Below are 13,962 nucleotides of genomic sequence, written 5' to 3'. Positions count from 1 at the left end.
AATAGCTAACTCAACTTAATAACATGCCAAGAAACACCGGAATCGTAAGTTTCTCATGTTCCAATCTCATTTTTTAGCGAACAAATATTCGTACTTTTTTAAAGATATGTGGTACAATATGGCGTGTAAATCTATTTCTTAGAAAAGAGGCATCCTTAGATGGCAAAAGATAAAATCGTTATAAAAGGTGCAAGATCACATAATTTAAAAAATATAAACTTAGAAATTCCCCGTGATAAACTCGTTGTCATGACCGGTTTGTCAGGATCAGGTAAAAGTTCTTTAGCTTTTGATACCTTATATGCAGAAGGTCAAAGGCGCTATGTAGAAAGTTTGTCTGCTTATGCTAGACAGTTTTTAGGTCAAATGGATAAGCCAGAAGTTGATTCAATTGAAGGCTTAAGTCCTGCCATATCCATTGATCAAAAGACAACCAGTCATAATCCACGTTCAACAGTAGGGACAGCGACAGAAATCAATGATTTCTTAAGATTACTTTATGCTAGAGTAGGTGTTCCTTATTGTCCTAATCACCATATACCCATTGAACGTTCCTCAGCTGAGCAAATGGTCAATCGTATTTTAGAACTTCCAGTAAAGACCCGTATCCAAATTTTGAGTCCTTATGTAAGAGAAAAAAAAGGTCAACACAAAACAGGTTTACAAAAAATCGAAAAAGAAGGTTATATCCGTGTTAGGGTCGATGGTGAAATCTATGATATTACGGAAGTACCTGAATTAGAAAAAAACAAAAAGCATACCATTGAAGTTGTTGTAGACAGAATTGTCATTAAAGAAGATATTCGTTCCCGTCTATTTGACTCTGTTGAACAAGCTTTGCGTTTTTCAGACGGTTATATTGTTGTGGATGTTAATAATGGTGAGGATGTCTTGTATTTTAATGAACATTATGCCTGCCCCTTCTGTGATTTCACAGTCGATGAATTACAACCACGTATGTTTTCTTTTAATGCTCCTTTTGGCGCATGTAGCGAATGTGATGGCTTAGGTGTACGTTTAACCGTTGATGAAGAACTTGTATTACCGAATAAAAGTAAGACTTTAGAAGAAGGGGTATTTGTTCCATGGAATCCAATCAGTTCTAACTATTATCCTTCGATGTTAGAACAATTTTGTAAAGCATACAAGATTCCAATGGATGTTCCTTATGAAGAACTGACAAAAGAACAACAAGAATTATTAAAATATGGTTCCCCAGATGCTAGCTTTAAATTTACTTATGAACCGATGTCAGGTGGCAAGAGAACGATTGATCATGTTTTTGAAGGTGTCATGAATAATGTCGAAAGACGTTTCAATGAGACTAATTCAGATTATACACGTGAAGTCATGCGCCAATTTATGCAAGAACTTGCTTGTCCTGCATGTAAAGGTCAACGTTTAAATCCAGAAGCCTTATCAGTAAAAGTTGGCGAAAAAAATATCGCTGAAGTGACCGATCTTTCGATTCATGATTCGCTCGATTACTTCAATCAACTTGAATTTAGCATGTCCAATGATTTAATTGCTAAACCGATTTTAAAAGAAGTGACGGATCGTCTAACTTTTTTAAACAACGTTGGTTTAGACTATCTAACATTAAGCCGTGTGTCAGGTTCCTTGTCTGGTGGCGAGTCGCAACGTATTCGTTTAGCCACACAAATTGGGTCTAACCTGAGTGGCGTGTTATATATTTTAGATGAGCCTTCTATTGGTTTGCATCAAAGAGACAATGCGCGCTTAATTGATTCACTTAAACAAATGCGTGAACTTGGAAACACCCTCATCGTGGTAGAACATGACGATGAAACCATGTTGGCAGCGGATTATTTAATTGATATTGGTCCAGGTGCAGGCGAAAAAGGCGGTGAAATCGTCGCAGTTGGGACACCAGAAGAAGTAATGGCGAATTCAGCTTCCATTACAGGTAAATATTTAAGCGGTAAAGAAGCTATCCCCGTTCCTAAGAAAAGAAGAGATGAAGATCGTGGTTGGGTTGAAGTAATGGGTGCAGAAGAAAATAACTTGAAAAATATTGATGTGAAATTCCCAATCGGTCGCTTGACTTGTGTAACAGGTGTATCGGGTTCTGGAAAAAGTAGTTTAGTTAATTCTATTTTAAAAGTAGCTTTACAAAAACGTTTAACGAGCACCCAAGAACGTCCAGGTAAATTTAAAGACATTAAAGGTTATGAACAGTTAGAAAAAACAATTGATATCGATCAAAGTCCAATCGGTCGAACACCGCGTTCTAATCCGGCAACCTATACTAGCGTGTTTGATGATATTCGTGGCTTATTTGCTCAAACCAATGAAGCGAAAGTCAGAGGATATACAAAAGGTCGCTTTAGTTTTAATGTTAAAGGTGGCCGCTGTGAAGCTTGTGCGGGTGGTGGGATTAAAAAAATTGAAATGCATTTCCTTTCAGATGTCTATGTGCCATGTGAAGTTTGTCATGGTAAACGATATAATTCCGAAACGTTAGAAATTAAATACAAAGGTAAGAGTATTGCTGATGTTTTAGATATGACTGTCGAAGAAGGAGTTGCTTTCTTTGATGCCATCCCTAAAATAAGTCGTAAACTAAAAACATTATTAGATGTAGGTTTAGGCTACATTCGTCTTGGCCAGTCTGCTACAACCTTATCGGGTGGTGAGGCGCAACGAATGAAATTAGCCTCTGAACTACAAAGAGTTTCAACAGGAGATACATTCTATATTCTTGATGAACCTACAACAGGCTTACATCCACATGATATTCGTAAACTACTACAAGTTATCGATCGTCTAGTGGAAGCAGGAAATACAGTTGTTATTATAGAACACAATTTAGATGTGATTAAAACAGCCGATTATATTATCGATTTAGGACCTGAAGGTGGTGTTAACGGGGGAGAAATTATTGCCACCGGCACACCAGAAGAAGTAGCTAAAGTAAAAGGCAGTTATACCGGCCAATATTTGGCAAAAATTTTATAAAATAACAAAACAATCCGAACGCATAGATTATAGTGTTGCAAATGAGCTAGTTAAAATCAGAAAACTGATGTTGAGGCTAATTTTCCTATATTTTAACCGTTCGGATTTTTTGGTTTATAATAATTATAAGGTGACTACTTTCCACATCCACTACTTAGGACCTAAGTGAAAATCCGCCTCTAGACCTATGTAATCTTTAACGAAACTTGGCATAATAGGGATTGTAGAAAAGAACGTAACCTAAAATTAGGAGGGATTCTTCATGAATCAAAAAGAAAGAATTATTGAATTGGTTCGTCAAGGTATTATTACGACTGAAGAGGCACTGACTTTACTAGAGACAAAAAGCAACTCTCAAAGTACAAACCCTACATCTCAAACAATAAATAACGCTGAAGTTACCGAAGAAAAAATCACAACATTTGAAGAAGCAATCGATCAAAAAGAAGATATTTATTCAGAGGATGAAGAAACAGAAATTGAATCTGACTTTGCGAAGCAAATTAAAGGTTTAGCGGATGATGCTTTAGAATTTGGTAAAGGGACTTTTGATTCCATTACTAACTATCTGAGAGAATTAAATGACGCGGATAAGCAAGGGGATGCACATAATAGTTCATATTATGATGAAGACTTTGATTTCAGCGCGGAATATCGCCAAGATCAAGCTGACTTAGAAAAAGATTTAAATCATCATCAAAGCAAAATACAAGACAATCAAGAACAAGCTGATGTAAAAGAAGAAGACGTTGCTCAGTTAGCTGAGAAAATTAATCAACTATCTGTGGAAATTGATACACTTGAAGAAGCCATCAATAAAAAGCAAGAAGCGTTAACTGTGGCGAGACAACGTCATAGAGAAATTGAAATTTTTGCTGAATTAGATGAAACAACTGAGGAAATGTTGACTCAAAAAGAACATCTTAATATGCGTATTGAGGAACTTGAAAAAGAAATCACTGAGCTAGAATATAAGTTAGAAGAAACTAAAAGCCAGTTAAACTCTTTTGAATCACAACAATCAGCCTATAAACATCAAGATTTTAAACGCATGGTTGATCAAGCTGCTGATAAAGCGAATAAATTTGGTTCAGAAGCTATCAAAGAAGGGCAAAAATTTGGAGAAACTTTCAAGGTACGCATGAAAGATTTTGTCGATAACTTTAATACGAAAGAGTTTAATATGTCTTTCAATGTCCCATGGGTGAAAACAGAATCGATTCAGCATCAATTTGTATATGATGCGGCGGATATAACGGTGATAGATTTTGTGTTAAACAATGGTTCAATAGAACTTAAAGCGCATGAAGCAGATACCGTTTTAGTGGATAGCGAAATTCGTTTCCATGGAAAATTCGATGCTTATACCGTTGAGACTTTTGAACAATTAAGCACCATTGCGGTTGATAATAGTCAATTAATTTTCCGGGTATCTTCACCACGTATCTCAATGGATGCAACCTTATATCTACCAAAACGTATCTATGATTATATTAAATTAGATTTGTTAAATGGAGATACAACCATCGAAGGGATTGAAAGTAATGACTTGCTGCTTGTTAACAAAAATGGTGATATGCGCTTAAATCGTGTTAAAGCCGTTCTTGCAGAATTGGATTCTCTTAATGGTGATATGACGATTAAAGACTCAGAAATTCGTGATATTTCGGTGAAAAACATTAATGGAGACTTTAGAATTGTTGGTAAAGTTGGCAATATTGTATCCAATACTGTCAATGGAGACTATTTTATTACCAAAAACGACACGAATGATAGTACAATAAAATTAAAGAGTGTTAATGGAGATAGCAAAATCTCCTTGCCAGAATCGATGAACTTAGAAGTTGAAACAAATATTTCTTTCGGTGAAATTAAAAACCGCTTAAGCAATATCGAGGTTATGTCTGAATCAAAAGATCGTAAAAACGGTCGTTATAGCCGAATGACGCATTCGGATGCAGGGATGGCTAAAATTGAAGTGCAGTTAACCACTGGAGATATTTATTTAAAAGATAGTGATTTGAATTAAATAAAGGTACAATAGAGAAAACAAGGAGTGTTAAGATGAAACGATTAAGATTATCGCAAAATAACCGTGTCGTATTAGGTGTCTGTGGAGGTTTAGCTGAATATTTTAATATTGACCCAACAATCGTGCGCGTCATCTTTGTTCTATTGGCTTTTATGGCAGGTTTAGGGCCAATTGCTTACTTAGTGATCGCAGCGGTTATTGGTGGCAATGAAGGTAGATAAGGAGGGAATTATATGAAAAATGGTAAAAGATTATATAAATCTTCAACTGATAAACAAATAATGGGTGTCTGTGGTGGATTAGGTGAATATTTTAATATTGATCCAACTATTATCCGCGTGATCTTTTTAGTCCTATTCTTTACTTGGGGCAGTGGTTTCTTAATTTATTTAGTGCTAGGTTTAGTGCTTCCGTATGATTACCAAGTGAGTAATGTAACACGTAAAAATGCTGAAAGCAGAGCGAAAGATCCTTTTTCTACTTTCGATAGACCTAGCCAAACAAGACGTGATGTAACGCCCGACGATACTCAAGATGATGAGGATAGTTGGAGTGACTTTTAAGGGAGGAATTAGATGATTGTTATCATAAATGCTTTTATCTTTTTAGTCTTAGCAGCCGTAATACCTGGAATTACCATTAATAGTATTTGGTCGGCTCTAGGGGCTGCGATTGTGTATGGTATTTTAAGTTTTCTTGTTGAGCCTGTATTAAAATTTATTACAGTGCCGCTTAATTGGCTGACTTTAGGCTTAATCCATTTCTTATTAAGTGGACTAACCTTATATATGACTAGTGGCTTGGTGTCTGGGTTTAATATTTCCTCTTTCTGGGTAGCCTTATTTGCCTCGGCCATCTTAGGTTTTTTAAACTCAGCTTTAGCGTCAAGAAAAGACTACTAAGTAATATAACAAACTATTTATTAACGCAATTCCTGCTTTTTAAGAAAGGGTTGCGTTTTTTGTTCGAATATAATCTTTTTTAAATAGTCAGTGAGCTTAATCTGTGATACCATCAAAGTACAATGAATTAGCTTTGGAGGAAGAAGATGACGAATACAGTTACTGTGGAAGAACTCGTACAAACATTAGATATTGAGTTTGCTTATGGAGAAGAATTTAAAGATAGAAAAATTTCTTCAAGTGAAGTTTCGCGCCCAGGTTTAATTTTAACAGGCTACCAAGAATTTTATAGTTATGATCGTGTTCAATTAATTGGTAAGACAGAGATTACCTACATTAACTCAAAATCAAGTGCTGAACGTACTGCTATCTTTGAGGTAATGTGTGATGAAGACACCCCAGCCATTGTTATTGCTCGACAATTAGCTGTCCCTAAAGAACTTATACCGGTAGCACGTGAATATGGTATTCCTATTTTAACAGCCCGGTCGAAAACAAGTCGTGTTTTATCCAATGTAACCAATTATCTTGAAGGCAAATTAGCCGAACGCTTATCTAAGCATGGTGTGTTTGTTGAGGTTTTTGGCCTAGGTGTTTTATTAGTCGGAGCCAGTGGTGTTGGTAAGTCGGAAACTGCTTTAGAATTAATCCAACGTGGTCACCGTTTGATTGCAGATGACCGTGTAGAGCTATTTATGCTGGATGAGTTAACCTTAATCGGGGAAGCGCCAGAGATTTTACGTCATTTTCTTGAAATCCGTGGCTTGGGTATTATTGATGTGATGAGTTTATATGGGGTTGCCGCAACCCGTTTATCAAAAAAATTAGAATTAATTATTGAGTTAATTTTAGATGATGGGACCCATGAATATGATCGTTTAGGAACGCGTAAAGAAACCGTTCAAATTTTTGAAGTTAATGTTCCTAAAATTAAAATTCCCGTTAAAACAGGGCGCAACTTGGCGGTTATTATTGAATCAGCAGCCATGAATTATCGAGCTCAAGTGATGGGGTATGATGCAGCGCAATCATTTAACAAAAAACTTGACGCTTTAATTAAGAAGAACCAAAAAGAGGATATGTAGATGATGGATAGCCTTTTGTTGGGAAAAATTGATCCTATTGCTTTTAGACTATTGGGGTGGCCTGTGCGTTGGTATGGTTTATTAATTGGGATAGGAATGGTTCTAGCTTATTTTATGACCGCACAAGAAGCCAAACGAAAACAAATTTCAGAAGAGACGATGTCGGATATCCTTTTTTGGACGATAATTTTTGGTTTTATCGGTGCGCGCCTATACTATGTTATTTTTAGGCTCGATTATTATTTAGCAAACCCCCATTTAATTTTACAAATTTGGCAAGGTGGGATTGCTATTTATGGTGGTATTATTGCCGGCATCATCACGATATTTATCTTAAGCCGTCGCTACAAAGTAAACTTTTTTGATGTTTTAGATATCGCCGCTCCAGCAATTTTACTCGCTCAAATTATTGGCCGCTGGGGAAATTTTATCAACCAAGAAGCTTATGGCTATGCGACGAGTCGTGCTTTTTTAGAATCGATATGGATACCTGATTGGATTATTAATCAAATGCAAATAGCCGGAACTTATTACCATCCGACATTTTTATATGAGTCAGTTTGGAATTTGTTGGGACTAATCATCTTACTCGTCTTCCGTGAAAAGAAATCATTTTTCAAAGAAGGCGAAATTGCAGCGAGCTATATTATTTGGTATGGCTTAGGTAGGGTATGGATTGAAGGGATGCGGACCGATAGCTTGTATTTAGGACCATTACGCGTATCGCAATGGTTATCTGCTGTCTTAATTATCGGAGGTTTAATTTTTATTTATTACCGTCGGAAAAAGTACCCAACATTACCCTATTATTCAGACAACCGTCAAAAATAACGAACAGTATGTTCTCAATGTAAGGAGGAAGCGCAGTGAAAATAGCTGTTTTAGGAACGGGATCATGGGGAACAGCCCTGGCAAAAGTTTTGGGAGAAAATGGACATGAAGTTATTTTGTGGGGGAGAAAGAAAGAAACCATTGAAGAAATCAATCATAAGCATTCAAATAGTTCCTACCTACCTCATACATTATTAGCTGAAACAATCAAGGCAACAACCGATTTAGAAGAAGCCGTTGTTAATGCAAAATTAATTTTACTCGTTATACCAACCGTTGCTATGCGTGAAGTGAGTCATTCGCTGTTTAAATATTTAGAAAAACATCCAGAGCAACAACCGATTATTACCCACGCGACCAAAGGTCTAGAATTAGAAACGAACTTACGTGTCAGTGAAATTATAGAATCTGAAATACCTGAAGTGCTATATCAAAGTCTCGTTGTATTATCAGGACCGAGCCACGCAGAAGAAGTTGCGCGTCGCGACATTACGACGATTACAGCAGCGAGCTATGATTTAGCTGCCAGTGAAACGGTGCAAGCTGCTTTTATGAATGATTATTTTCGTGTCTATACTAATGATGATGTGATTGGTGTGGAATTAGGGGCAGCTCTAAAAAATATTATTGCGATTGTCGCAGGTTTAATAGCTGAACTTGGTTATGGCGATAATGCGAAAGCTGGTTTGATTACACGAGGCTTAGCTGAAATATCACGTTTAGGTATTGCTCTTGGAGCAGATCCCTTAACCTTTAGTGGACTAAGTGGTGTGGGCGATCTAATCGTTACTTGTACAAGCCCTCATTCACGAAACTGGCAAGCAGGTAAACTATTGGCACAAGGTTTTTCGCTCGAAGAAGTGAATGAAAAAATTAGGATGGTCGTTGAAGGATTCACGACAACTAAGGCGGCCCATCATTTGGCCCAAAAACTGCAGGTAGAAATGCCCATTACAGAATCGTTATATCGTTTATTATATGAAAAAGCGGATATTGATAGCAGTTTAAATGCCTTGATGAGTCGCGTTGGTAAGCAGGAAGCTTCTTTAGAGCAACACTTAAGCGACCATCACTCGAAGCAATCCAGAGACTAGTAATTCACCCATCTTTCTAGTATAATATACTAATGAGCATTTGAATAAGGAGACTATTAAATTGACAGAAACAATAAATAAAGAGCAAATTGAAACAGATGTGATTGTCATTGGTGCAGGTCCTGGAGGGATGACAGCCGCTTTATATGCATCGCGTGCAAATTTAAAAACCATAATGATTGAAAAAGGTGTTCCAGGTGGAGAACTGGTTAATACAGCCGATGTCGAAAACTATCCTGGTTTCAAACTAATCAGTGGTCCAGATTTAGCGACACATATGTATGAAAGTTCACTCGGCTTTGGTGCTGAGCATGTTTATGGAGATGTGACGCATATTGAAGTTCACGATGGCGTGAAATATGTGCATACATCTGATAAACTATATACAGCACCCGTTGTCATTGTTGCGACAGGCTCACACCACAGAAAATTAGGTGTCGCAGGTGAAGAAAAATTAAGTGGTCAAGGTGTTTCTTACTGTGCGGTTTGTGATGGATTCTTCTTCCGCAACCGTGAACTCGTTGTTGTCGGTGGTGGAGACTCGGCTGTTGAAGAAGGGGCATACCTGACACAATTCGCGGATAAAGTGACGATTGTACACCGCCGTGACGAATTGAGAGCACAAAAAGTCTTGCAAGACCGTGCCTTCAACAATCCAAAAGTAGAATTTATTTGGGACAGTGTCGTAGAAGAAATCAAAGGTGAAGCTGGCGTAGAAGCCGTCCAAATCAGAAATCTAAAAACGAATGAAGTATACGATTATAGTACCAACGGCGTATTTATTTACGTTGGCCTGATTCCTAATTCAGACATCGTTAAAGACTTAGGTATTACAGACGATGAAGGCTGGATCATTACAAATGACGCTATGGAAACCAGCATTCCTGGTTTATATGCCGTCGGCGATGTCCGGCAGAAATTCCTCCGTCAAATTGCCACTGCAGTCGGTGACGGTAGCCATGCAGGTCATATGGCTTATCAATACATCGAATCTTTAAAAGCACAAGCCATTCATGCAGGTTAACCCTTAAATAAATATCACTGCAAACCGACAGCACCTTGTTTTTAAAAGTAAGGCTGTCGGTGTTTTTTGTTTTTATTAAAATATATTTTAGAAAATTTTGTTCAATGATAATGATTAATGATATAATGAAAGCGTATAAGGAAGGTGGTTAAGGAAATGGAATGGCAAAAAAATCTAGAACATTGGCGCTCATTTGAAGCTCTTGATGTATCGCTTAAAGAAGAATTAGAAAGTATTACGGATGAAGAACGATTAAAAGATGCTTTTTGGGGTAATTTAAGCTTTGGAACAGCAGGAATGCGCGGTATTCTTGGACCTGGAACGAACCGAATGAATATTTATACTGTTCGTCAAGCGACAGAAGGCTTAGCTCAACTGATTGAAATGAACGGAGACAGTGCGAAAAAGCGTGGGGTAGCCATTGCCTATGATTCACGTCATTTTTCACCTGAATTTGCAATGGAAGCCGCATTAGTATTAGGTCAACATGGGATTAAATCCTATGTTTACGAAAGTTTACGACCAACACCTGTGCTGTCATTTGCGGTTCGCTACTTAAATGCTTTTGCAGGTATTATGATTACAGCCAGCCATAATCCAGCAGCTTATAATGGCTACAAAGTTTATGGTGAAGATGGTGGGCAAATGCCACCGGAAGATGCAGATAATTTAACCAAATTTGTTACTGCAGTTGAAGATCCATTGACGGTCGCAGTAGGAGATAAAACAGAACTTTTAGGATCAGGTATGATCGAAATCATCGGTGACCGTGTCGATCAAGCCTACTTAGAGGAAATTAAAGCTGTAACGATTAATCAAGATTTAATTAAAGAAATGTCTGATAAAGTGAATATTGTCTTCTCACCACTTCACGGGACAGGTCTTTACTTAGGCTTAAAATCATTGGAGCAAATTGGCTTTAACAATATACATATTGTCGAAGAACAATCAAAACCAGATGGTGATTTTCCAACCGTTGCTTCACCTAACCCTGAATCGGATGCAGCCTTTGATTTAGCGGAGGCGATGGGACGTACCGTTAACGCAGATATTTTATTAGCGACTGATCCAGACGCAGACCGCCTTGGTGCTAAAGTATTAACATCAACAGGTGACTATCAGTTATTAACTGGGAATCAAATTGCTTCAATTATGCTAGACTACATTTTAAATGCTAAAAAAGATAAAGGTGAGTTACCAGACAATGGTGTAGCCGTTAAATCACTCGTTTCAACGAACCTAGCGGATGCTATTATTGAAAGTTTTGGCTTACAAATGGTTGAAGTATTAACTGGCTTCAAATTTATTGCTGAAAAAATTCAACAATATGAAGAAACAGGCTCACATACCTTTATTATGGGCTTTGAAGAAAGCTATGGTTATTTAATTAAACCATTTGTTCGTGATAAAGATGCGATCCAAGCCTTAGTCTTATTAGCCGAATTAACAGCTTACCATAAGAAAAATGGACGGACGCTGGCGGATGTACTGAATGCTATTTACCAAGAGCATGGATATTTCATTGAAAAGACCATTTCAGTTGATTTCCCAGGCATTTCAGGTAAAGAAGAAATGAAAACCATTATGGAAAGAGTGCGTTCTGAAAACTTAGAAGCCATCGCAGGGATTAAAGTAGCTAAAAAAGCAGATTATTTAACCGCTATTGTAACTTTTGCAGATGGAAAAGAAATACCAACTAATATGCCACCATCAGATGCATTGAAATTTACTATGGAAGATGGCAGCTGGGTAGCCTTTAGACCAAGTGGAACCGAACCAAAAATTAAGCTCTATCTGGGTGTAGTCGCACCGACTCAAGCAGAAGCTCAAGATAAAGCTCAAGCTGTAGAAGAAGAAGTGATTAAGATTAGCCGCTAGTCAAATATTTATGAAGAATCTGTTCGCATTCACTTGCAACAGATTCTTTTTCTTTGAGTTATATTTAAATAAAATTGTAAAGTTTATTAATAAAAATTAATGTTTCAGCTGATTTAAAGCCGATTCTAACAAGAGAACAAAGCGATATTTATTGAAATGTGCTATACTATCATCAACTGTAAATAAGTAAATAAATAAAGGAGTGAGTGTGTTATGGCAGATACATTAGAATTAGTCATCATTACGGGGATGAGCGGGGCTGGGAAAACAGTTGCTGTTCAGAGTTTTGAAGATTTAGGTTATTACTGTGTCGATAATATGCCTCCAAGCTTGTTACCCACCTTTTGGCAACTGATTAAAGAAACAGGTAAAATCACTAAAATTGCTTTAGTTATCGATTTACGCTCACGAGATTTCTTCCAAGAATTACAAAATATCATTGATACAATGGATAATACCCAATTTATTACGACACGTGTTTTATTTTTAGAAGCGAATGACAGTGCCTTAGTCTCACGTTATAAAGAAACCCGTCGAAGTCATCCTTTAGCTACGGAAGGACGCATCCTTGAAGGCATCCAAAAAGAACGCGAATTGTTAAGAGGTTTGCGTAATCAAGCGCAAATAGTCGTTGACACCAGTGAGATTTCTCCGCGCCAATTACGCGAGATGATTACTGAGAAATTTGCTTCTTCTGATCATATGACATTCCATATCGAAGTCGTATCGTTTGGATTTAAATTCGGAGCACCGATTGATGCAGATGTGATGATGGATGTACGTTTCTTGCCAAACCCACATTATATTCCAGAACTAAAAGAACAAACAGGACTAGACCAAGCCGTCTATGACTATGTAATGCAACAAGCAGAAACACAAGCTTTCTATGAAAAATTCATGGACTTAATCGAGTTTTGCTTACCGCACTACAAAAAAGAAGGCAAGTCTTCGGTTACAATCGCGATTGGCTGTACCGGAGGAAAACATCGCTCAATTGCATTAGCAGAAAGAATTGGCAAACGATTAAAAGATGACCGTTACATCGTGAATATTTCTCACCGAGATCAGTATAAAAAGAAAGAGACAGTAAACCGCTCATGAAAGAAAACATTCAAAATAAATATCGCTATAAAGTAGCTGTGATTGGTGGCGGGACGGGGCTACCAGTCATCTTAAAAGGTCTTAAAAAACTTAATGCTTATATTTCAGCCGTTGTAACGGTTGCAGATGATGGCGGTAGCAGCGGAGTCATTCGGGATTATATTAATGTTGTCCCACCCGGAGATATAAGAAACTGTATTTCAGCCCTATCAGAATTGGATTCAAAATTAATCGAACTATTCCAGTATCGCTTTGACACCGATGATGATTTTTTAAGTGGGCATGCAATTGGTAATTTATTGATTGTTGCCTTAAATCAACTAAGTGGTGACTTAAGCCAAGCACTTGAATATTTATCTGAAATCATGCAAGTTAAAGGGCAAATATTACCAGCAGCACTCGAACCGCTTGTGTTAAATGCCTTATTTGAAGATGGCACCTTAGCTATTGGAGAGTCAAAAATTGCGAAACATCGTAAAAAGATCCAAGAGGTAACTGTCACAACCTTGCAAGGTGACGATGCACTTGAGGCATCGCCAAAAGTAGTGGAAGCGATTATGGATGCGGATATGGTTGTCATTGGTCCTGGTAGTTTATATACGAGTATTTTGCCGAATCTAATGATTCGGGATATTAGAGATGCAGTCAATCAAACCCAAGCCGAAGTCGTTTATATTTGTAACATCATGACGCAGCTAGGCGAGACGGAGAATTTCACAGATGCAGACCACGTCGAGGTATTACATCAACATTTAGGACGGCCGTTTATTGATACGGTTTTAGTTAATACAGCGGAAGTTCCAAATGATTATATTGTTAATCAAAAGAATGAAGAGTATTTATTACAGGTAAAACATGATTTTGATGGTTTGCGTAAAGAAGGTTGTCGAGTAATCTCAAACAACTTTTTAAGCATGAAAGACGGTGGAGCTTACCACCACACGGAAAACGTTGTGGCGGAATTAGCTCATCTGTTAGATACAGCTAAATTAAACCAAATTACAAAATACAATAATATTAAAGAAGCATAGGAGAG

The 13,962-nt window shown here is 37.4% G+C and carries 12 protein-coding genes; all 12 read left to right on the top strand.

Annotated features, from left to right (window positions below; translation table 11 throughout):
- Positions 1-159: 159 nt before the first annotated feature.
- The 12 genes from uvrA (at position 160) to ACTQ54_RS11045 (ending at position 13,957) form a co-directional block, all read left to right on the top strand.
- Complete coding sequence (gene uvrA, locus ACTQ54_RS11100; protein WP_441756889.1) at positions 160-2,979, top strand: excinuclease ABC subunit UvrA; 2,820 nt, start codon at positions 160-162, stop codon at positions 2,977-2,979.
- Positions 2,980-3,241: 262 nt separating this feature from the next.
- Positions 3,242-5,008, top strand: a complete 1,767-nt coding sequence (locus ACTQ54_RS11095; protein ID WP_441756887.1) for a DUF4097 family beta strand repeat-containing protein — start codon at positions 3,242-3,244, stop codon at positions 5,006-5,008.
- A gap of 35 nt (positions 5,009-5,043) precedes the next feature.
- On the top strand, positions 5,044-5,232 hold the full coding sequence (locus tag ACTQ54_RS11090) for a PspC domain-containing protein (protein ID WP_441756885.1): 189 nt from the start codon (positions 5,044-5,046) through the stop codon (positions 5,230-5,232).
- A gap of 12 nt (positions 5,233-5,244) precedes the next feature.
- A complete protein-coding gene (locus tag ACTQ54_RS11085; protein WP_441756883.1) occupies positions 5,245-5,574 on the top strand; it encodes a PspC domain-containing protein in 330 nt (109 codons plus the stop codon).
- A 12-nt stretch (positions 5,575-5,586) separates the two neighbouring features.
- Positions 5,587-5,913 (top strand): phage holin family protein, encoded by a 327-nt coding sequence (locus ACTQ54_RS11080; protein ID WP_441756881.1) that lies wholly within the window; start codon positions 5,587-5,589, stop codon positions 5,911-5,913.
- A 146-nt stretch (positions 5,914-6,059) separates the two neighbouring features.
- Positions 6,060-6,998, top strand: a complete 939-nt coding sequence (gene hprK, locus ACTQ54_RS11075) for an HPr(Ser) kinase/phosphatase (RefSeq protein WP_441756879.1) — start codon at positions 6,060-6,062, stop codon at positions 6,996-6,998.
- The gene (gene lgt, locus ACTQ54_RS11070; protein WP_441756877.1) at positions 6,999-7,829 is read left to right on the top strand and encodes a prolipoprotein diacylglyceryl transferase; all 831 of its coding nucleotides are present in this window, start codon (positions 6,999-7,001) and stop codon (positions 7,827-7,829) included.
- Positions 7,830-7,864: 35 nt separating this feature from the next.
- Entirely contained in the window at positions 7,865-8,923 is a 1,059-nt protein-coding gene (locus ACTQ54_RS11065; protein WP_441756875.1) for an NAD(P)H-dependent glycerol-3-phosphate dehydrogenase, read from the top strand.
- A gap of 61 nt (positions 8,924-8,984) precedes the next feature.
- Complete coding sequence (gene trxB / locus ACTQ54_RS11060) at positions 8,985-9,947, top strand: thioredoxin-disulfide reductase (protein ID WP_441756873.1); 963 nt, start codon at positions 8,985-8,987, stop codon at positions 9,945-9,947.
- A gap of 156 nt (positions 9,948-10,103) precedes the next feature.
- Positions 10,104-11,825: a phospho-sugar mutase gene (locus tag ACTQ54_RS11055; RefSeq protein WP_441756871.1), complete on the top strand. Its 1,722-nt coding sequence runs from the start codon at positions 10,104-10,106 to the stop codon at positions 11,823-11,825.
- A 213-nt stretch (positions 11,826-12,038) separates the two neighbouring features.
- On the top strand, positions 12,039-12,926 hold the full coding sequence (gene rapZ, locus ACTQ54_RS11050) for an RNase adapter RapZ (RefSeq protein WP_441756869.1): 888 nt from the start codon (positions 12,039-12,041) through the stop codon (positions 12,924-12,926).
- Positions 12,923-13,957, top strand: a complete 1,035-nt coding sequence (locus ACTQ54_RS11045) for a gluconeogenesis factor YvcK family protein (protein ID WP_441756867.1) — start codon at positions 12,923-12,925, stop codon at positions 13,955-13,957. Before rapZ ends, ACTQ54_RS11045 begins: the two co-directional genes overlap by 4 nt.
- Positions 13,958-13,962 lie beyond the last annotated feature (5 nt).

Origin of the sequence: Fundicoccus sp. Sow4_H7 (assembly GCF_052115865.1) — a bacterium.
Classification (GTDB): domain Bacteria; phylum Bacillota; class Bacilli; order Lactobacillales; family Aerococcaceae; genus Fundicoccus_A.
Note: the sequence above shows the minus strand (reverse complement) of the source record. Positions and strands in the feature narration are given on the sequence as shown.